Here is a 21780-nt window from a genome sequence, read left to right as displayed (position 1 = left end):
GGGGAATCTCCATGGCCAAAATGGAGTTAAACTCTCAGGTAAAAGGACAGAGAAGGGGGCGGTGAGTTTACGCAACCCTTCCCTGTCCTTTTTTATTCGGCTTTTTGCATACAGAAGGTTTGCAGCGAACATGGAACTTACTAATATGCTAATCAACTTGAAATAATGGGGGAGATTAATCGTGAATGTGAAAAGCAAATTAATGAACATGCTGGAAGCCCGTAAAGGGGAAATGGTTCAAATCCGCCGTCATTTACACGAGAATCCGGAGCTATCCTTCAAAGAAGAGAAAACGGCAAAATATATCATTGATTTTTATAAGGGGAAAGATGTATCGATCCAAACGAATGTAGGAAATGGATTGGGGATCATCGTGACGATCGAAGGCGGAAAACCAGGGAAAACGATAGGTCTCCGTGCCGATTTCGATGCACTGCCGATTACGGAAGAGGCGGAGGTTCCGTTCCGTTCAAAAAATGAAGGTGTCATGCATGCCTGCGGACACGATGGGCATACCGCTTATTTATTGGTACTGGCGGACTGCATCATTGAGCTGAAAGATTCCCTCTCAGGTACGATCAAAATAATTCATCAACATGCAGAAGAAACACCCCCAGGTGGAGCCAAAAGCATCATGGAATCAGGGTTTTTGGATGAACTGGATGCTGTTTTTGGAATCCATTTATTTCCGTCTCATCCAGCAGGGGTTGTCGGGTATCGCGGCGGCTTTTCGATGGCAGGCCGGACCTATTTCAAATTGGCCATAAAGGGTGTAGGCGGCCATGGTTCCTCCCCGCATATGGCTAATGATACCATCGTGTCAGGCGCCCATTTCGTGACAGCCGTGCAAACCGTAATCAGCCGTCGCTTGAACCCTTTTGATATGGGTGTAGTCACAATCGGTTCCTTCGATGGAAAAGGGAGCTTTAATGTCATTAAAGACCGTATAGTAATTGAAGGGGATGTCCGTTATATGACGGCAGAGACCCAACAGCTGATCGATAAGGAAATCCACCGGATCGTTAAAGGGATAGAAACGGAATTTGATGTTCAGTGCGAACTTACATATGTCCCTGATTATCCTCCGTTATATAATGACCCTGAACTGACTGGATTCGTGAAAAATAGCCTGGAAAGCATGGATGACAATGAGATTAAGAAGGTCGTGGAATTTCCGGTTTTCTCTGGTTCGGAGGATTTTTCGTATTATGCAGAAAAGATTCCTGGCTGCTTCTTTTACATTGGCTGTAAACCGAAAGGGGTGGAGAAGGCATATTTCAATCACCATCCTAAATTCGACATTGATGAAGATGCCCTTTTGATCGCTTCCAAATCAGTGGCGCAGGTCGTATGCAGTTTTTATGAATGGAACTAGTACCTTTGGTCCTTGTTTGCAAAAAAAACGCAGAAACCCACAAAACACCGTTCGGTATTAACGAACGGTGTTTTATGGGTTGCGGCAGGTGATTGGATGCCGCCGGAGGTTTCACTGAAGGATGTTGCAATGAATTGGCCATTCTGCTTCCAAGGCTGCATGAAAACTTAATCTCTTTGTAAACGCGATTTAACAGCGGTGTTTTATTTAAATAGTAGACTAGGGGCTAATGTTATTTCGTTATGGATAGGTTTAGACTCATTCCAGAAGGGGTTTAATAGGGTAGGAGTTCCGCGAAATACGTTAAGTTAGTAAGAAAGCGATAAAAAAATAGATACTAATCCTAATTCAGCTTAAATTTTCTCGATATTTTTAAAATAACTGGTAGAATTAGTTACATAACTACAGATGTAGAAAGAGTGATAGTTTTGAAATGGCTAAATAAGATGAAAAAATGGTTCCAAGCAGAGGAAATTATTGAAATCGAAGAAATTATTATAGATGAGCCGCTTGATGAAGAGACATTAAGGAAAATGGATTTTTCGAAGCTTTCGAAGTCAAAGGAAGAAGAAATAAAGATTTACAATCAAAAAGTGGAAAAAATGTCCCAGACCCCGGACCCGGACACGAAAATCCTGTTTCAATATCCAAAAGGACAGTTCAAGTTTCCGCTCATTCCAGACCGGGAGCAGAATAAAAGAAAGCCTAGGGAAAGAAACAGGGAAGACAACGAACCCAAACAGGGGAAGAATGTGACCGAAGAAACAACGAGAAGGCCTGTAAGGGATACGGAATCAAAACGGAGAAACTTCGACCGGGAGGAAACCTCAAAAATAGTCCCGTCAAATACTCCATTCCGCCCAACGGAAATCCCTTCACCCATTTATGGGTTCCGTCGTCCGGGAAAAAAAATAGTCCCTTCTGAAGAAATTGTCGAATATGAATTAGAAAGTAAAAATACTCCATTCCGCCCAACGGAAACCCCTTCACCCATTTATGGGTTCCGTCGTCCGGAAAAAAAAATAGTCCCTTCTGAAGAAATTGTCGAATATGAATTAGAAAGCAAAATGCCCAGCTTTAAAAAAGAAGGACCCGATATCGAGATTCCGGTATCGATCCCTGAAGTCTCAAAAGAAGTGTCACATGAGGAAATGACGGTAGAACCATCCGTTCTTATACCGGAACAAGCGGAAGAAAAAAGGGAAGATTCGGAGATACCCGCTTTCTTTCGCAGGAATTCCATTGAGTCACTGCCAGAAGAAGCGGTAAGCCGGCCTGGCACCATTGAGCCTGCGGCAGAAAAAGAGGCCATTGAACAGGACCAGGTCGATTTTGGACGCGAAGTCGCTGTATCCATCATGGAACAGGCGGTCGACACACCGCCTGAAGCCATATCGGTTCCTGCACAATCAAATCAACCATCCGTTAGTCAAGGGACACTGCCTGAAAGTGATCCATCTGAGGCAATACCTGAAGTGCAGCCTAAACGTCCGAAAAAACATATCCCATTCAATGTGATGATGCTTAAGCAAGATCGGGAAAAAAACGTATTCATGAATAAAATGATGCCGGAAAAAAAAACCCTTAATTCGGAAAGGGCAGTAGTTTCCCCTGATAAGCGAACAATGAATGATGCTGCTGCTGAAACGGAGGCAGGACAAGCGAAACCATCCGCCATTCCTGAACGGGAACAGGAGGAAGGCAGAGTTATGCCGAAAGAGGGGACTCCGGTCATTACATCAACCTTTTTGGACACGAAGGCTGGTTCGCAAACCGCCGCCGTGCCTGAAAATACAGTTGAATCCAATATTGGTTCCAGCCCGGTCATTAAGCCGCTCATGGAACAGGAATCCCCCATCTCCGGAAATGGGTATCAAGAAGCGGTTGTTTATACAGAGGCGGCAGCAGAAAGTGGCCAGGGCGATACCCCGGCCGTTTTTGGCTCAGTCGAAGCGGAGGATAATCCATATTATGTGTTTCCGAATATCGAATTGCTGACGCCTCCCACTTATGCCGTGCATGACGATGAGTGGCTCGAGGAACAGACTGTATTACTTGATGAGACTTTGAAAAATTTCAATGTCCGTGCAAAGGTCGTCAATGTCACGCAAGGGCCGGCAGTAACTCGTTTCGAGGTGCATCCGGAGCCCGGAGTGAAGGTGAATAAAGTGACGAACCTGATGGATGACATCAAATTAAGCCTTGCCGCTCAGGATATGCGGATGGAAGCGCCCATTCCGGGTAAACATACAATTGGCATCGAGATTCCAAACAGGAAAAGCAAACCGGTATTTTTGCGTGAGGTTTTGGAAAGCACTGAGTTTCAAGAGCATGAATCACCGCTTGCTGTCGCTTTGGGACTCGATATATCCGGTCAGCCGATCATCACGGATTTGAGAAAGATGCCGCATGGATTGATAGCCGGGCAAACGGGATCGGGGAAAAGTGTCTGCATCAACACGATGCTGGTCAGCTTGCTGTATAAAGCGACGCCGCAGGAGTTGAAATTGCTGTTGATCGATCCGAAAATGGTCGAGCTCGCCCCATATAACCGGATCCCGCATTTGGTCAGTCCGGTCATAACCGATGTAAAAGCCGCTACGGCTGCGTTGAAATGGGCTGTAGAGGAGATGGAACGGCGTTATGAATTGTTTGTACATGCCGGTGTGCGTGATATCACCCGCTTTAATGACCAGGCGGAAAAAGCCGGTCAATATTCAAGCAAGCTGCCTTATATCCTGGTGATCATCGATGAGCTTGCGGATCTGATGATGATGTCCCCGGCTGATGTAGAGGAAGCGATTTGCCGGATTGCGCAAAAGGCCCGTGCCTGCGGCATCCATTTGATTGTAGCCACTCAAAGGCCATCAGTCGATGTCATAACGGGATTGATCAAGGCAAATATCCCGACAAGGATCGCTTTTTCGGTTTCTTCACAAGTCGACTCCCGTACAATCATCGATAGCGGCGGTGCAGAAAAGTTACTGGGAAGAGGAGATATGTTATTCGCTGAAAACGGCTCATCGAAAACGGTGCGCCTGCAAGGGACTTTTGTGAGTGATGAAGAAATCGATCAAGTCGTCAACCATGTTAAACTGGAGCAGCAGCCGAAATACCTGTTTGAACAGGAAGACTTGCTGAACAGGGCCGAGGTCACGGAAGAAGCGGATGAACTGTTTTTCGAGGCCTGTGAATTTGTCGTGAGCCAGAAGGCTGCATCTGCATCGAGTGTCCAAAGGCGTTTCCGTGTCGGTTATAACCGTGCGGCGCGTCTAATAGAAATGATGGAGCAACGGGGAGTCGTTTCCGAATCCAGGGGCTCAAAGCCAAGGGATGTATTGATTACGGAAGAAGAACTGGAATTTTTACATGATAATTAAGAGAACCTAATAAAAGGGAATTGAATATAATGTGAAAGGGTGAAACCCCTTTTTTATCGCCTTAATTGCGGGAAAAACCAATGATTTGATAAATTGGCATCTGCCTGACATGGATGAATGAATAAAAAAGTGATATAATAGTTTTTTGTTGATGAATGATTGAAAATAAGAGCTTGAAAAACCTATTAAGAAATTGCGTTACTAACAAGTCTCGTAATGGAAAAAACAAATAAAAGATGACGTCATATACTGTCATACAGGTAGACGATTGGTGGAGGTTCGCTTTATGACTGCTTACCATTTTGTGGGAATTAAAGGATCGGGTATGAGTGCTCTTGCACAAATACTGCATGATATGAATATTGAAGTGCAGGGTTCCGATTACGAAAAAGAATTTTTTACACAATTGGCATTAGAAAAAGCCGGGATTAAAATCCTTCCTTTCAACGAGGAAAATATTCAACCTGGAATGACCATCATTGCAGGAAATGCGTTTCCGGATAGTCATCCGGAAATCGTGAAGGCAAAAGAACTTGATTTGCCGATCATCCGTTATCACCGCTTCCTGGGTGATTTCATGAAAAACTTCATCAGCGTGGCCGTTACGGGAGCGCATGGTAAAACATCGACGACCGGCTTGCTTGCCCATGTAATGGGGGGCGCTAAGCCGACATCCTTCTTGATTGGGGATGGAACGGGTAAAGGGATCGCGAATTCTGATTACTTCGTATTCGAAGCATGTGAATATCGCCGTCATTTCCTTTCCTATTATCCGGATTATGCAATCATGACGAATATCGATTTTGATCATCCTGATTATTACGCCAATGTCGAAGACGTGTTCGAGGCTTTCCAAACGATGGCCCTTCAAGTCAACAAAGGCATCATTGCGTGCGGGGATGATGAGCATTTACCACATATTCAGGCGAAAGTACCGGTTATTTTTTACGGATTTGCAGAAGGAAATGATTTTCAAGCGAAAAATGTTTCCGTCACTCCGGATGGCACGACTTTTGATGTGCATGTAAGGAACAATTACTATGATACATTCACTATTCCTACTTTTGGAAAGCATAATGTGTTGAATGCACTTGGTGTCATTGCACTTTGTAAATATGAAAACTTGGATACGGAAGCTGTGAAAGCCCAATTGCGGACTTTTGGCGGAGTTAAACGCCGGTTCTCCGAAAAGGAAATCGGAAGTCAGATCATCATTGATGATTATGCACACCATCCGACCGAGATCTCTGCGACTGTCGACTCGGCGCGTCAGAAATATCCAGAGCGTGAAGTTGTTGCGGTATTCCAGCCACATACTTTCTCGAGAACGCAGGCATTCCTGGATGAATTCGCCGACAGCTTGAATTTGGCCGACAAAGTATACTTATGTGAAATTTTTGGATCTGCCCGTGAACATCAAGGGAAGTTATCGATCGAAGACCTTCAAGATAAGATTCCTGGTGCAGAGCTGATTACGGAGAATACAACATCAAAATTGCAACATCATGAAAACAGTGTCGTGTTATTCATGGGTGCAGGGGACATTCAAAAGTTCCAGGCAGCCTATGAGCATTCACTGCAGGTAAAATAAAAAAAACGACCATCCGTTAGTAGCGGGTCGGTCGTTTTTTTATTGGTTTTTATGTTATTTTAAATTTTCTGGATTTAAATTTTCCAGTTCCGGTAACACGAAGCGTCCGTCCTTACGTATCAAGACGTCATCAAAATGGATTTCCCCGCCGCCATATTCAGGCCGCTGGATATTGACCAGGTCCCAGTGAATGTCTGAATGGTTTCCGTTAAAGGCATCATCATAGCATTGTCCGGGAGTGAAATGAAAACTTCCATCAATTTTTTCATCAAAGAGGATATCTTGCATCGGATGTAGAATATAAGGATTTACACCAATTGCAAATTCACCGACATATCGTGCGCCTTCATCAGTATCAAAAATTTTGTTGATGCGTTCCGTATCATTCGCAACCGCTTCAACGATTTTTCCATCCTTGAATGTCAACTTCACGTTTTCAAAAGTAAAACCCTGATAAGGGGACGGAGTATTATACGAAATCACTCCATTGATGGAATCTTTAACCGGAGCCGTATATACTTCACCGTCAGGAATGTTCAGCTCACCCGCACATTTGATGGCTTTAATGCCTTTGATGGAGAAGGTTAGGTCCGTACCGGGCCCAGTTAAGCGGACCTTATCCGTTTTATCCATCAATTCAACAAGATTGTCCATTGCGGCGCTCATTTTGCCATAGTCGAGGTTGCAGACTTCGAAATAAAAGTCTTCGAATGCTTCTGTGCTCATTTTAGCTAATTGGGCCATTGAATTTGTCGGGTAGCGAAGTACGACCCATTTTGTTTTTGGCACGCGGATATTTCTATGTACTTTACCGACTGTCTGTCCATGGATCGCCATCTTCTCTGAAGGGACATCGGATTGTTCATTGATATTATCCCCGGCACGAAGCCCGATATAAGCATCCATCTGTTTCATTACGTTTGCTTCAAACTCGCCCATCAACTTGTACTGTTCTTCTTTGGCACCCATCAGCAAGGCACGATCCACTTGGTGATCCTTTAAAAGGACGAATGGGTAACCACCTGCTGCATAGGCTTCATTCACAAGTGCGTTAACAAGTTCACGCTGCAATCCGAAGTTTTCGATCAAGATTCTTTCACCTTTTTGAAGCTTCACGGAATAATTGATTAAGTTTTTGGCCAATGTACCAATTCTGGGATCTTTCATAAAAAATACCTCCATTGTTTAAATTCGACTTATCTTTTCTATCATACCCGATTTCCTGCCATAAGTGTCACCCATGAATTTCACGGAGGAACTGGATGCAGACAACAATATTTCCAGATTAGGGTTTGATAGGGTATATTGAAAAAATAAATAAGTTTATAATAATAGGGAAGGGGTAATTAATATCTAACAGCTATTAAATAAGTCGATTTTTTTCGGAGGTGTTCCAATGGAGATTATTTTATACGTAAGTGCTGCTGTTGCAGCGATAGCTTTTTTGGTACTTGTTATTTTTCTAACAAAAGTACTGACATCACTTCAAACTACCCTGGACAGTGTGGCCCGGACGCTGACAGGACTAGAGAGCCAAATGCAGGGCATAACGCTCGAAACTACTCAGTTATTACATAAAACGAATACGTTGGCTGAAGATTTGCAGCAAAAGTCGGAAAACCTGAATACGGTGGTGGATGCCGTGAAGGATGTAGGCACATCCATCTCTAGCTTTAATTCTTCCATCCAAAAGGTTTCCCATAAAGTGCAGGCTGAGATAGATAATAATCAAGAACGAATCTCACAAATTGTACAATGGAGCAATGTAGCCATGGAGATCAGGGACAAGTGGAAGGCCAGAAGCAAACAGGCTGCCCCGACCCCGACTGAAAGGGCGGAGTTAGAAAGGGAAGCGCTTGAAACGGATAACCTGCCTAAAAAAAGGTTTTTACGTTCTAGATCTTAAAATCTAGTTAAATAAAAAATGAACTGAAAATTGAAAGGGGAATGTATTATGACTCAAAAAGAATTTGCGGCAAAGGATTATCAGAAATCTTATGAGGACGAACGCGACTCGATCAATTCTAAGGACTTTATGATTGGCGCCTTGATCGGCGGCATGATCGGAGCGGCAACAGCTTTGTTCATGGCTCCGAAAACAGGCAAGGAATTAAGGAATGACTTCAATGAACAAGCTAGAAACATTTCAGAGAAAACAGAAAGATTAAGACAAACGGCGATGGAAAAAGGGACAGTCCTTGCTGATACTGCAAAAGAAAAAACAAGTTCCGTCACGGAAATCGTTTCCAATAAATCTTCAAATATCGTCAATAAAGTGAAAAGCCTAAAAACGGGTAAAGAAAACGGGGACGCGGCTGATGATACGACGAATTCCAGCAATAAGGATATAGATGTAACCGGAACTTCCGATTCTCCTATCGTATCCGTCGAAACGAACTTTGCTAACGGCAATGGCTCGGAAAATAATCCTGCAGATCCTGCAAGCGGAAACAAGAATGCGGCAAAATTAAAACTTGATGAAGCGAAAAAGGCATTTGATGAAACAGAGAATAAACTAATGAAATAAACTCCTTGGATTCCTTTAATGGGGATGAAGAGGCATAAAGGGACGAAGAATAAGGCGGTGAAGTGCTTCGATGGCTTCATCGCCTTTTTGATGGTAAAATTTATATGGACAAGGAAAGGAGAATGTTTTATGGTCATGAGCAAAATCGAAACAGAAGAACAATTCAATGAGCTTCTAAAAGAGGATACATTCCTGCTTTTCAAGCATAGTGTAACATGCCCGGTCAGTGCTGAAGCATTTGAACAATATGAGAGGTACATCTTGGAAAACGATCAACTTAAAACGGCCTATTTAGCCGTTCAGGAAGCTCGTCCACTATCTAATTTTGTGGCAGAAACGTTTGATGTCAAACATCAATCACCTCAGGCCATCCTTTTTAAAAGTGGGAAACCTGCCTGGAATGAATCTCATTGGCGGATTACATATGATTCATTGAGCAAGGCCATTACTGAATGAATGATGAAGGCCGGATCCCTTTTGTAAGGGGTCCGGCCTTTTATTATTCCATCTGGTGGCCATGGGAATTTTAAAGGGTCTCCAGGGGAAACCTTTTCTTTAAAGGTCCTTTTTTTCATGTAGCTCCAGGCAAGTGGCAGACGATTTGATCATGATCCAATGCTCTTTGAGATAAATATCAATTAAATTATAGCTTTCTTGTTCTATTTCCAATATAATTCCTACAACGGATTGTTCAAATATTCAGTCTAAATCCTTTTTCCTGCATGTGTGACACCTGATTTTATGCATTCATAACTTTAATGCTTAAAAGCGTTTAATTATTAAAGAAAAATATAGTGACATTTATGGGCACTTCATTTATAATTGATTTAATCATACATGAAATATTCTAAATTTTTCATTGATAATACAATCGGGGCGGATGTTCGAGGATCCGGATGGGATTTTTTTAGGTTAAGTCCGCTGAACCGATTTCTATTTTAAAAAACGAAGGGATGGATATGTAATGAGCAACAAAGAGCTTGATGGACTTCGTAATCAACTGGATGATGTGAACCTTCAGTTATTACATCTTATTAATCAACGTGCTGAACTTGTACAGGAAATTGGTCGCGTTAAAGAAAAACAAGGTGTAAACCGTTACGATCCGGTCCGTGAAAGAACTATGCTGGATCTTATCGAAGCCAATAATCAAGGACCGCTTGATCTTGGTTCGATTAAACATATTTTCAAAGAAATCTTTAAATTGGGCTTGGAGCTGCAAAAAGATGATCAGAAGAAAACGCTTCTTGTATCAAGAAAACAAAAGGCTGAAGACACGATCATCGACATTAAGGGTGAATTGGTAGGTAACGGGATCCCTAGCTTCGTTTTCGGACCATGTGCCGTTGAATCTTATGAACAGACAGCTGCGGTGGCGGAAGTCATTAAAGCTAAAGGCCTGAAATTGATGCGCGGCGGTGCATTTAAGCCACGTACATCTCCATATGACTTCCAAGGGCTTGGTTTGGAAGGTTTACAAATACTTAAACGTGTTGCTGATGAATACGGCTTGGCTGTCATCAGTGAAATCGTGAGTGCCAACGATATTGAAGCGGCGATCGATCATATCGATGTCATCCAAATCGGGGCGCGCAACATGCAAAACTTCGACTTGCTAAAAGCGGCAGGTGCTGTAAATAAACCAGTTCTTTTAAAGCGTGGACTGGCGGCAACGATTGAAGAGTTCATTCATGCAGCGGAATACATCATGTCGCAGGGCAATGGCAACATCATCCTTTGTGAACGCGGTATCCGCACTTACGAAAAAGCAACAAGGAATACGCTTGATATCTCTGCTGTACCGATTTTAAAACAAGAAACTCATTTACCGGTCTTGGTTGATGTAACGCATTCAACTGGACGTCGCGACCTCCTGCTTCCTACGGCTAAAGCGGCTCTTGCAATCGGTGCTGACGGAGTTATGGCTGAAGTGCATCCAGATCCTTCCGTTGCTTTATCGGATTCTGCACAGCAAATGGACTTCAAACAATTTGATGAATTCTACGATGAAATTAAACGTTTGAACTGGGTAACTGTATAAGCCAAGAAAGTCTTTAAATGATCTACTTACGGCCCTTACCAACTTGGCAAGGGCTTTTTTTAATGGTAAAATACTAGTTTTTGCAGAAAAACCTTCGAAATAAGCACTATTGGATTGCAGGAAAGATTCTACTATCGTATGATAAATAACAAGAATGAGAACTGTTCGGAAGATTGAGTCATACATAAAGTGATATCTATGTGAATTTTATACTTGAATAGGGTATTGAATATTTGACTGAGAAGAGAGTAGGACTGCATTTTTGTTAGGCAGATCGTTCCTAAAATAATCTTCCTTATAGAGAAAAACGCATAAAAGATTTTTTTCCGAAATAATTCGGGCTTTTATGGGGAAAATGAAAGAAATGGAGGAATGGATGAATGAATAATATAACCATTTATGATGTGGCGCGTGAGGCGAATGTTTCCATGGCCACCGTTTCCCGCGTAGTTAACGGGAATCCAAATGTAAAGCCTGCAACAAGGAAGAAAGTTTCCGATGTGATTGAGAAGTTAGGGTACCGTCCCAATGCAGTGGCAAGGGGACTTGCCTCAAAGAAAACGACTACAGTCGGGGTCATCATCCCGGATATCTCGAGCATCTTTTTTGCCGAATTGGCACGGGGCATCGAAGATATAGCCACGATGTATAAATATAATATCATTCTAAGCAGTTCTGATGAGAATATAGATAAGGAATTCCATTTGCTGAATACGATGCTTGGAAAACAAGTGGATGGTATCGTGTTCATGGGCGGCAACATTTCTGATGAGCATGTCAAAGAGTTTAAGAATTCACCGGTTCCAATCGTTCTGGCAGGTTCGGTGGATGAAAGCGGGCAAGTTCCATCGGTTAATATTGATTATGAGGCGGCGGCATTCGACGCAGTGACATTCTTTGCTGAAAAAGGACACAAGCATATCGCTTTTGTAAGCGGAAATCCTTCCGCGCTGATTAATGAAATGAAATTGACTGGTTATAAACGAGGATTGAAAGAAACCGGTCTTTCATTTGATGAAAGATATATTGTTGAAGGTGATTATACATATGATTCAGGAATTGAATCTTTTGAAAAGTACCTGGAAGTTGAAGACAGGCCGACGGCATTCATCGCCGGTGCTGATGAAATGGCGCTTGGAATTGTCCATGCCGCACAGGACAAAGGGTATAATGTACCGGAAGACTTTGAGGTGATCAGCTTCGATAACACGAGATTGACATTGATGGTGCGTCCGCAAATCACGACGATCGTTCAACCTTTATATGACATTGGTGCGGTTGCGATGAGGCTACTTACAAAGTTGATGAATAAAGAACAAGTGGAGGAAGGTCTTGAAAAAGTGATCCTGCCGCATCGGATTGAAAACCGTCAATCAACGAAATAAACTTGTTTGGAGAGTGTCCCGGAGGGCACTCTCTTTTTGTTAACTTTGTTCATTGCTTTTCGACGTTTGCTTGGAGGACCTGATGGGATAAAGGACCTTTTCAAGCGTCAGGGCATTCTTCTCGGTAATTTCAGGCTTCCTCGGAATGGGTTCGTATATATCCTCCATGTCATCCCATTCATCCGGCAGGGTAACAGGGGATTCAGGCTGCCAGCAATCGAGCCATTCCTTTGATAGGGGACCCGATATATCATTGTTCGTCATTTCAAGCCAGACCCTCGCCCAAGCCCTCGGGACGACGCGCCATATATCATATCCGCCGCCGCCTACTGCAATCCACCGTCCTTCACAGAACTTATGGGCCATTTCGTGGGCCAACTTTGGTATTTCCCTATAAATCTTCATGGTGGCAGATAAATGCGTGAGCGGATCGTAATAATGGGAATCGGCCCCGTTTTGCGTTAATATGACATCCGGTTTGAAGAATTCAATGACCTCCTTAAAGGAAGCCCTATAGCATTCGAGCCAGGATTCATCTTCAGTGAACGCATCGACCGGGATGTTGAATGAATAGCCGTAGCCTTTTCCCTGGCCCCGCTCGTTAATATTGCCTGTGCCGGGAAATAAGTAGCGCCCCGTTTCATGAATGGATAGGGTGCATACATCGGGATCATCATAAAATGACCATTGGACTCCGTCACCATGATGTGCATCGGTATCGACATACAAGACACGTGCCCCATATTTTTTTTGCAAGTATTTGATCGCGACCGAACTATCATTATAAATGCAAAAGCCTGAGGCTTTCCCGCGGAAACCGTGATGCAGCCCCCCGCCAAGATTAAGTGCGTGCAGGGACTGACCGGTCATGACGGCATCCACAGCCGTCAAGGTACCGCCCACAAGCATGGCACTCGCTTCGTGCATATTGGGGAAGATGGGGGTATCCTCTGTTCCCAGCCCATAATTTACTGCCTTTTCAGGAGGGAGCTTTCCCTGGCCCGCCAATTTGACAGCGTTTACATAATGGTGATCATGGATCAGTTCCAATTCTGCATCGGTAGCTATTCTGGGCTTGATAATTTGATCATCATTGATGGCATGGTGTTTTTTCAATAAATCAAGCGTGAGTTTAAGCCGTTTTTGATTGAATGGATGTTCATCGTTGAATTTGTAGGTAAGGAGTTCATCCGAATAGACGAAAAGGGATGTATCATTCATGTGAAATCCCCGGTAGGCTAGGCCATAAAACGGTATAGCCTTCTTTCTTCAAATCCTCCACCACCATAAATGGATTCATCGTCTGTACACGAATTACAAGAATTTTATAATCGGTTCCATTTTTTTCAGGATAAACAAGGGTGCTCAGAATATTCGAATTGCGCCTTTTGAAAATATGGGCAATATCATGAAGGGAACCTGCCTTATCCGGGATTCTGATTTCGATTTGGGAACCGGGCTGATTGACTCCGGTCAACTCAACGTATGAATGAAGTAAATCGGAACCGGTTATGATGCCCACTAACTTCCTTCCCTTTACGATTGGAAGGCAGCTGATATTGTTATCACAAAATACAGCCCCGATTTCTTCCACGAAATCCAGCGGGTGCCCCGTGATTATTTCCGTTTTCATGATGCTTGATAATGGTTTTTGTAAATCATTTTTGTATTCTGCGGTACGGAATATAGAAGGGGCAGCATCCCGAATATCACGGTCGCTGACTAATCCCACAAGTTGATAGCTGTCATCGACAATGGGTATATGGCGAATTCGCTTCTCCTTGATGATCATGACAGCGCTATGGATTGTATCCGTTGGAGTGAGGGTGATAATATCCTCATTCATTATTGTTTCTACAATCATTTTCCTTCCTCCTCTTACTCGCCTCTTTAATACATAAACCGATTCATAAAACGCAATTGGTCGAACTTCTGGATGGATTCCGGCGGGACTCTTTTGCCGATGCGGGCCATCAGGCAATTGGCCGGGTGGGAACTGATTTCTGGATCATCTGTTGCAAAGTAGACCAAGCCACCCGCACTCATCATTTTTTCCATGACCTTGCGATAGTCCCAAATATTCAGACCTGTCCCTTTCAAATCCCAATGCCAATAGTATTCAGTGGTGATGATGATGAAGTCTTCAACCGAATCGTCTTCCATGGAAAGGCGGATCAGGTTCTTCCCGACGGAGGCACCCCGGTATTTAGGGATGACCTCGATTGCACCAAGCTCAATCAGGTCCTCCATCTTAATTTCCGACCAGCGCTCCAAGGGATCGGGATATAAGTATGTTACATAACCCACGATCGTTTCATTTTCACGGGCGATGAAGATCCTTCCCTCAGGTAAGTCTGCAATCTCTATTAACGCTTTATGCTGCAAAGCAGGCGGGCGAAAGGCGACCAAGTCTTCGTGAAACTCATAAGCGGACATTTTTTCGCCGCTTAACGGCCCCTCGATGATGAGCGTCCCGCTTAATGTCTGCAGCTCCTTAGTATAAAAGGTCTTATTATATTCCATTCTTTCACCACCCTTGTTATGTAGTAATCTCACACTCTAGCATTCCGGAGTATAAGAAGCGTTGCTTTAAAAACTGACCGAATGGAAAGCTTAAATAAATTATACATAAAAACAAGGGGCATAATTTAGAAAGTTCAACACATATATGAATCTTTTGTTACAGTGCTTCTTCTTTTCCAGCCATCAACATGAATTCACCTTAACTATAGCATACTTGTAATTTTCAAAATTCAGCAAGCTGGATTTTCCCTAATATGGAAGTGTGCAATATTTTAAAAATTGAGAAAATTGTCTTCTTATACTATAATAAAAATATAGAGCCGAATGAAGGGGGAGTTTGTCGTATGAATGTGAAAGCGTTACCAGTAGTGGAAGGTAATTTTAATTTAAAGAATTATGATGAAATATACAAGAAGTTTGACTGGTCTGAGACGGAAAAGGAATTCTCCTGGTCTGAAACCGGTAAAGTGAATCTTGCATATGAAGCAATTGACCGCCATGCCGAAACATACAAAAAGAATAAAGTGGCCCTTTATTACAAAGACGATACAAGAAATGAAAAGTATACATTCAAAGAAATGAAAGATTATACGAATCAAGCGGCCAATGTGTTCAGGAACATTGCCAATGTGGAAAAAGGTGATCGTGTTTTCATCTTCATGCCTCGCTCCCCGGAGCTTTATTTTGCATTGTTGGGTGCGATTAAAACGGGAGCGGTCGTAGGGCCGTTGTTCGAAGCCTTCATGGAAGGCGCAATAAGGGATCGTCTTGAAGATAGTGAGGCAAGTGTGATTGTGACGACACCTGAACTTTTGCCGCGCGTCCCAGTGGATGAGCTACCTCATTTAAAGCATATTTTCTTGGTGGGGGAAAATATAAAAGAAGAAGGGAAGTACCATCACTTCAATAAAAAATTAAAAGAAGCCGACAAAAGATTCGAAATTGAATGGGTGGATCGGAATGACGGCCTGATTCTTCACTATACCTCCGGTTCCACAGGAAAACCAAAAGGAGTGCTTCACGTTCATAATGCGATGATCCAGCATTATCAAACGGCAAGATGGGTCCTTGATTTGCAGGATGAGGACGTGTATTGGTGCACAGCGGACCCTGGATGGGTGACAGGGACGTCTTACGGGATTTTTGGCCCTTGGCTGACAGGGACCTCGAATGTCATTGTAGGAGGGCGGTTCAAGCCTGAATCCTGGTACAAGACCTTGGAAGACTTTGGTGTCACGGTATGGTATAGTGCCCCGACGGCCTTCAGGATGCTGATGGGCGCAGGTGACGAAATCGTTAAGCGGTTCGATTTAAGCACTCTCCGCCATATTTTAAGTGTCGGTGAACCGTTGAACCCGGAAGTGGTTCGCTGGGGAATGAAGGTGTTCAATCACCGTATCCATGATACATGGTGGATGACGGAGACCGGGGCTCAGGTCATCTGCAATTATCCTTGCCTGGAAATCAAACCGGGTTCGATGGGCAAACCGATTCCTGGGGTGAAGGCGGCAATAGTGGATGATCAAGGCAATGAGCTTCCCCCGCATAGAATGGGGAACCTTGCCATCAAGAAAGGCTGGCCTTCGATGATGAAGACCGTCTGGAAGAATGAAGCGAAATATGAATCCTACTTTATGCCAGGTGATTGGTATGTTTCCGGAGATTCCGCATATATGGATGAAGATGGTTATTTCTGGTTCCAAGGCCGTGTGGATGATGTCATCATGACGGCAGGGGAGAGAGTCGGTCCTTTCGAAGTGGAAAGCAAGTTGGTCGAGCATCCAGCCGTAGCTGAAGCGGGGGTCATCGGTAAGCCGGATCCGGTTCGGGGGGAAATTATCAAAGCGTTTATCGCCCTTCGTGACGGATACGATGCAAACGATGAGTTGATTGAGGAAATTCGTACATTTGTAAAGCATGGTCTAGCAGCACATGCGGCACCTCGTGAAATTGAATTCAGGGATAAACTTCCTAAAACAAGAAGCGGTAAAATCATGCGCCGTGTCCTGAAGGCTTGGGAACTTGATTTGCCAACTGGTGATTTATCATCGATGGAGGATTGAGAAACTGGTTCATGCTGATTATTGAGAAGGAAAAAGGCATCCATGGTCACTTTCATGGATGCCTTTTTGGGAGATTATATGGAAACAGGCTGTCGGGCTAACCCGACAGCCTGTTTTAGTTCAAGAAAGAGGGTCATTCTTCTTCCTCTTCTTCAGCTTTATCCGTATCTTGCTCTTTATCATTGACTGTGTCTTGACCTTTGTCGGTCTCTTGATTTTCTTTATCTGTATTTTCCTTGTTTTGATCTATGTCTTGAGCTGGCTCTTTATCTTTATCCGTTTCTTTTTCTGGTTCTTTTTCTTTATCATCTTTATCTGAAACGGTATCTTCTTTTGAGTCTGGTTTTTTATCTTCGTTAGCTACTTTATCTTTTCCGCGATCATCTTTATTTTTTGCGGAATCTTCTTTTGAACCTGTCTTCTTAGCGCCGCTTTCAATACGTTGAGAAGCGGCTGATTCTTTACCGACTATGTCTACGGCCGTTACGTAATAGGAACCGCCTGAGCCGACTTTGTAAACAAGACTCCCGCCGGCATTGATGCTCGCGACTTTTTTGCCGTCTTTATAGACACGATAACCGACGACATCTCCTTCATGATGCAGGCCCCATGTAATCTTACCGTTACTGATCGTTATGGATAGGGGATCTGGTGCTTTGCCATTATCATTCAATTTCGCTTTCGCCCCGACGACATTTCCTGATTTTTCGCCTCCAGGAATCACGGATCCCGGGTCATCGACATATTTCAATCCGATATCTGCAAAGGAATCGGGATTCAACATGAACCCGCCGCTTGTGAATTCGCCAGGCGTTTGCGGAAGGGCTGCATAGCGTTTGCTGCCGACTGATACATATTGTCCATCTATGAAACTATCATCCGCCCTGGATGGAGCATATTTGGCGATGAATAAATCTGATTTTACAAGACCTGCCTTTTGGCATGCACTTGAAGGCAGCAGTCCTGAAACGCCACAGAAGGAACGGTTGACAATTCCGCCCGGCATTTCAAATCGCTTATCGGGGTCGATGAGTTTAGGATCGACTTTGTATGCGGCATTGATCAGATCTGCCCAATAATACATATTACGTTTATTATATTCCAGACCATTGTAGGTCCCTTGCAAGGATTTAGGTGTGTCATATCCGAGCCATGTACCGAATGATACATTTGGATTGCTTGCGACGAACCAAGCGTCCCAATAGTTTTGGGAAGTTCCGGTCTTACCTGCCCAATCACTTGAGAAAGCAAGTCGGTTCCTGACCGAAGCGGCCGTCCCGCTGTTTACGACATCACGCATCATATCAAGCGTCAAGTAAGCGGCTTGCGGAGAAAATACTTCCACTGGTTTCGCTTTATGTTCATAGATGACCTCGCCATCTTTCGATACGATTTTATCGATCATATAAGCATCGACGAATTCCCCCGAATTGGCAAATGTGCCAAATGCATTGACGTTCTCTTCAACGGTTACACCTCTGTCCATGGCACCCAATGACATGGCAAGATTTGAGTAATCCCCATTCGTTACAGTTGTAAAGCCCATTTTTTCCAAATAGGCAGCAGGCCTTTGGTTGATTATTTTCATGTAAAAGAGCGCTGCCGGGATATTATAGGAATTCTTCAGTGCCTCACGGGCTGTCGTTACCCCCGTATAGCTTCCGCCGCCATAGTTTCCTGGACGCCACGCTTTGCTGCCTGCTGGAATGGAAATGGGTACGTTGGCCGATACGCTTCCAGGTGAGATCTTTCCTAACTCAATCCCTGGACCATATACGAGCAAAGGCTTCATCGTTGAACCATTTGATCGCAGTGATGCGGTTGCATGGTTCGTCTGTTCCCGCTTGAAATCACGGCCGCCTACGAAACTGATGATTTTTCCTGTTTTATTTTCGATAAGAATGGCCCCGGCTTCAACGGGCTCACCCGCTTTATCGTATCCGTAATTCGGATAGTTTTTCGTCACTTCCTGCATTTTGTCATAAATCTTTTTATTGACTGTCGTATGAATCTGATAGCCGTTTTGACGCAGCTTACGATCAGCAAGTGCTACATATTGTTCTTTTAAATCATCATTCTCTAAATCTTTCTCTTCATATCCATCGTCTTTTGCGAGACTGACAGATAGGATTTCAATGGAGCGTTTTTCAATTTCATAGGTGAGCCATGGATATTTCTCGGATGGCATCTCCGTTTTACCGATAAAGTCTTTTGTTATGTCGTATGTTCTTGCTTTATCATATTCTTCTTTTGTTATGTATCCGTTACTATACATCCGTTTTAAAACGGTTTTCATCCGGTTGATGCCGGGTTCTTGATTTTCTTTCAGTTTTCCTTGCTGGGTATATGGTGTATAACCGAAAGGGCTTTGCGGCAATCCAGCAATAAAAGCGGATTGGGGCAGAGTCAGATCTTTGGCCTCCACGCCAAAAATACCTTCAGCAGCCGACTCGACTCCAGCGATGTTCCGACCGGAAGAATTTCGTCCCAACGTGGAGACGTTTAGGTAGGTTTCCAAAATCTCTTCCTTTTCAAAGAACTTTTCGACCCGTAGCGCAAGAAGGATTTCTTTTGCTTTCCGGTCAAATGATACTTCGTTGGTGAGGACCTGGTTTTTAATGAGCTGCTGTGTTAAGGTGCTTCCTCCCGATTGGACGGATGCATTTGAAAATTCCTGGTAAATGGCACGCAGGATAGCTTTCGGGACAACCCCGTCATGTTCATAAAAATATTCATCCTCTGTAGCGATGACTGCATTTTTAAGATACTCGGAAACTTTATCGATTGACACTTCCTCACGCTCAAGGTCACTCTTAAGCTTGCCCAAGTATACGTCATCAGCAAAGTATACTTCAGAGGTCTCTTCATAATTGTATATGTCTTTTTTCAAATCTTCTTTTGTGCGTACCGGCTCATCTTTGACGAGGGCAGCAAAATAGCCGGCTCCGACGCCGCCGGCGAATGAGAATCCTAGAACCCCGACAATAATGAGGATCAGCGTTAAATTCCAAATGACTTGGTATGTAACCCGCGCGTTCTTATGTGTTTTTTCATTTTGAAAAAAATGGGTCAACTGCCTCCATAATGCTTGAAATCTATCTTTTTGATTACTATTCATCGTATCATACCCCCTGAAATCACATATATTATAGCATATAACAGGTAGGGGAAAGGGCATCTTTCTTATTTTTCTATAATCTGTAAGGGTGATGTTGACAAGGATTCTTATGTATGATAAAAGTTTATTAACAACAATAAAATGATTAAATGATCGCGATGATAGGACCCAGTAGTCAGACTATCCCTGTTTCAGAGAGCCGGTGGTTAGTGGAAATCGGTACAAATGGTATGATGAATTACTTCCTGGAGCATTTGCTGTGAAATGATTAGTAGCAGGGAACGGGTGACGACCGTTATTCGTCTTGAGCGGAGGGCATATTATGTCCTCAAGTTGGGTGGTACCGCGAATTCATTCGTCCCTTCATATTTATGAAGGGGCGTTTTTGTGTGCTTTTTGCGGTTTTTTCTATGATGGAGGAGGAATATTTAATGGAATTGCTTAAAGACCTCGAGTGGAGAGGGATTATTTATCAACAAACGGATGAAGAGGGTTTTAAGGACCTTTTAGAAAAAGAGAAAATTTCTTTATACTGTGGTGTCGATCCAACTGCGGATAGTATGCACATCGGGCATTTATTGCCATTCTTGACATTGCGCCGTTTCCAGCAGCACGGTCATCGTCCGCTTGTGCTAGTAGGCGGTGCGACTGGACTTATTGGTGATCCAAGCGGTAAAAAAGAGGAACGCCAGCTGCAAACACTGGAAAAAGTGCTTTATAATGCAGACTGCATAAAAGGGCAGCTATCCCATATCTTTGAATTCGACGGTGAAAATGGTGCGGTCATGGTCAATAACTATGACTGGATAGGTAAAATCGATATGGTTACATTCTTGCGTGATTACGGGAAATACATCGGCATTAACTACATGCTGGCAAAAGATACGGTTGCTTCCCGCCTGGATACGGGAATTTCCTTTACTGAATTTGCGTACACGATCTTACAAGGGATTGATTTCGGTCATTTATACAGCAATTACGACTGTAAATTGCAAATTGGCGGCAGTGATCAATGGGGCAACATTACGACCGGTCTTGAAATGATCAGGAAATCCAATGATGAGAATGCTAAAGCATTCGGTATGACGATCCCGCTCGTAACGAAAGCGGATGGAACGAAATTCGGTAAAACGGAAGGCGGAGCGATTTGGCTTGACCCGGAAAAGACGACTCCGTATGAATTTTACCAATTCTGGATCAATACAGCCGATGCTGATGTTGTGAAATACCTGAAATTCTTCACATTCCTATCTCGTGAGACGATTGAAGAGTTAGAGCAATCCGTACAGTCCGAACCGCATTTGCGTAAAGCGCAAAAAGCTTTAGGGGAAGAAATGACCCGTTTGATTCATGGTCAGGAAGCTCTTGACCAAGCAATCAAAATCTCTGCCGCCCTATTCAGCGGTGAGGTGAAGAATTTAAGTGCAGCGGAAATCAAATTGGGCTTTAAGGATGTCCCAAGCTTCGAACGTGAGAGCAAAGAAGATATCGGTTTGGTCGATTTAATCGTTGAAGCGAAAATTTCGCCATCCAAGCGTCAAGCCCGTGAAGATATTCAGAATGGGGCAATCTCCATAAATGGGGAGAAAGTGACTGATCTGCAATATGTAGTGACGGAAGCTTCCAAGATTGAAGGGGAGTTCATCCTCGTTCGTCGCGGCAAGAAGAAATACACATTAGTGAAATGATTGTTCAAAGCCCGGCTGAATCCCAGCCGGGCTTTGTCATGCAAGGATATGTTTAGGTGCAAAAAAAACCCCATCCAAGGATGGGGTTT

General features: G+C 43.6%; 15 protein-coding genes and 1 other annotated feature. Of the genes, 10 read left to right on the top strand and 5 right to left on the bottom strand.

The features are described from left to right. Nucleotides 1–187: 187 nt before the first annotated feature. The 3 genes from QNH43_RS20230 (at nucleotide 188) to murC (ending at nucleotide 6346) form a co-directional block, all read left to right on the top strand. Nucleotides 188–1375, top strand: a complete 1188-nt coding sequence (locus tag QNH43_RS20230; RefSeq protein ID WP_283918406.1) for an amidohydrolase — start codon at nucleotides 188–190, stop codon at nucleotides 1373–1375. Between the two features lie 428 nt (nucleotides 1376–1803). Then, nucleotides 1804–4755 carry a DNA translocase FtsK gene (locus QNH43_RS20225; RefSeq protein WP_283915403.1) on the top strand — a complete coding sequence of 984 codons (2952 nt, stop codon included), beginning with the start codon at nucleotides 1804–1806 and terminating at the stop codon, nucleotides 4753–4755. A 286-nt stretch (nucleotides 4756–5041) separates the two neighbouring features. Then, nucleotides 5042–6346, top strand: coding sequence for a UDP-N-acetylmuramate--L-alanine ligase (gene murC / locus QNH43_RS20220; RefSeq protein ID WP_076364644.1), 1305 nt, complete (start codon nucleotides 5042–5044; stop codon nucleotides 6344–6346). A gap of 54 nt (nucleotides 6347–6400) precedes the next feature. Here murC and QNH43_RS20215 read toward each other — a convergent pair whose 3' ends face one another. Then, nucleotides 6401–7513, bottom strand: coding sequence for an aminopeptidase (locus tag QNH43_RS20215; RefSeq protein WP_283915402.1), 1113 nt, complete (start codon nucleotides 7511–7513; stop codon nucleotides 6401–6403). 229 nt (nucleotides 7514–7742) lie between these two features. Here QNH43_RS20215 and QNH43_RS20210 point away from each other — a divergent pair, with 229 nt between their 5' ends. The 5 genes from QNH43_RS20210 to ccpA all read left to right on the top strand — a co-directional run bounded on the left by QNH43_RS20210 (nucleotide 7743) and on the right by ccpA (nucleotide 12299). Then, nucleotides 7743–8252, top strand: coding sequence for a DUF948 domain-containing protein (locus QNH43_RS20210; protein WP_076364648.1), 510 nt, complete (start codon nucleotides 7743–7745; stop codon nucleotides 8250–8252). A gap of 48 nt (nucleotides 8253–8300) precedes the next feature. Further along, nucleotides 8301–8873, top strand: coding sequence for a YtxH domain-containing protein (locus QNH43_RS20205; RefSeq protein WP_283915401.1), 573 nt, complete (start codon nucleotides 8301–8303; stop codon nucleotides 8871–8873). 129 nt (nucleotides 8874–9002) lie between these two features. Further along, nucleotides 9003–9329, top strand: coding sequence for a bacillithiol system redox-active protein YtxJ (ytxJ, locus tag QNH43_RS20200; RefSeq protein ID WP_283915400.1), 327 nt, complete (start codon nucleotides 9003–9005; stop codon nucleotides 9327–9329). A gap of 508 nt (nucleotides 9330–9837) precedes the next feature. Next, on the top strand, nucleotides 9838–10914 hold the full coding sequence (locus QNH43_RS20195; RefSeq protein ID WP_076364654.1) for a bifunctional 3-deoxy-7-phosphoheptulonate synthase/chorismate mutase: 1077 nt from the start codon (nucleotides 9838–9840) through the stop codon (nucleotides 10912–10914). 380 nt (nucleotides 10915–11294) lie between these two features. Further along, a complete protein-coding gene (gene ccpA / locus QNH43_RS20190; RefSeq protein ID WP_283915399.1) occupies nucleotides 11295–12299 on the top strand; it encodes a catabolite control protein A in 1005 nt (334 codons plus the stop codon). Nucleotides 12300–12338: 39 nt separating this feature from the next. Here the strand turns inward: ccpA and QNH43_RS20185 are convergent, their stop codons facing one another. From QNH43_RS20185 to QNH43_RS20175, 3 genes are read right to left on the bottom strand one after another with little or no spacing between them, the layout of a single operon-like run. Next, a complete protein-coding gene (locus QNH43_RS20185; RefSeq protein ID WP_283915398.1) occupies nucleotides 12339–13520 on the bottom strand; it encodes an acetoin utilization protein AcuC in 1182 nt (393 codons plus the stop codon). Next, nucleotides 13513–14163: an acetoin utilization AcuB family protein gene (locus QNH43_RS20180; RefSeq protein WP_076364661.1), complete on the bottom strand. Its 651-nt coding sequence runs from the start codon at nucleotides 14161–14163 to the stop codon at nucleotides 13513–13515. Before QNH43_RS20180 ends, QNH43_RS20185 begins: the two co-directional genes overlap by 8 nt. 26 nt (nucleotides 14164–14189) lie before the next feature. Continuing rightward, complete coding sequence (locus tag QNH43_RS20175; RefSeq protein WP_283915397.1) at nucleotides 14190–14822, bottom strand: GNAT family N-acetyltransferase; 633 nt, start codon at nucleotides 14820–14822, stop codon at nucleotides 14190–14192. A gap of 344 nt (nucleotides 14823–15166) precedes the next feature. On the opposite strand from QNH43_RS20175, the gene acsA reads away from it, so the two are divergent. Next, nucleotides 15167–16885 (top strand): acetate--CoA ligase, encoded by a 1719-nt coding sequence (acsA, locus tag QNH43_RS20170; protein ID WP_283915396.1) that lies wholly within the window; start codon nucleotides 15167–15169, stop codon nucleotides 16883–16885. 133 nt (nucleotides 16886–17018) lie between these two features. Here acsA and QNH43_RS20165 read toward each other — a convergent pair whose 3' ends face one another. Further along, a complete protein-coding gene (locus QNH43_RS20165; RefSeq protein WP_283915395.1) occupies nucleotides 17019–20003 on the bottom strand; it encodes a transglycosylase domain-containing protein in 2985 nt (994 codons plus the stop codon). Between the two features lie 149 nt (nucleotides 20004–20152). Continuing rightward, nucleotides 20153–20369: a binding site (T-box leader), on the top strand. 65 nt (nucleotides 20370–20434) lie between these two features. Between QNH43_RS20165 and tyrS the strand changes: the two genes are divergently transcribed. Then, the gene (tyrS, locus tag QNH43_RS20160; RefSeq protein ID WP_076364669.1) at nucleotides 20435–21691 is read left to right on the top strand and encodes a tyrosine--tRNA ligase; all 1257 of its coding nucleotides are present in this window, start codon (nucleotides 20435–20437) and stop codon (nucleotides 21689–21691) included. Nucleotides 21692–21780 lie beyond the last annotated feature (89 nt).

It is taken from the genome of Peribacillus simplex (assembly GCF_030123325.1).
In the GTDB taxonomy this organism is placed as follows: Bacteria; Bacillota; Bacilli; order Bacillales; family DSM-1321; genus Peribacillus; species Peribacillus simplex_D.
Note: the sequence above shows the minus strand (reverse complement) of the source record. Positions and strands in the feature narration are given on the sequence as shown.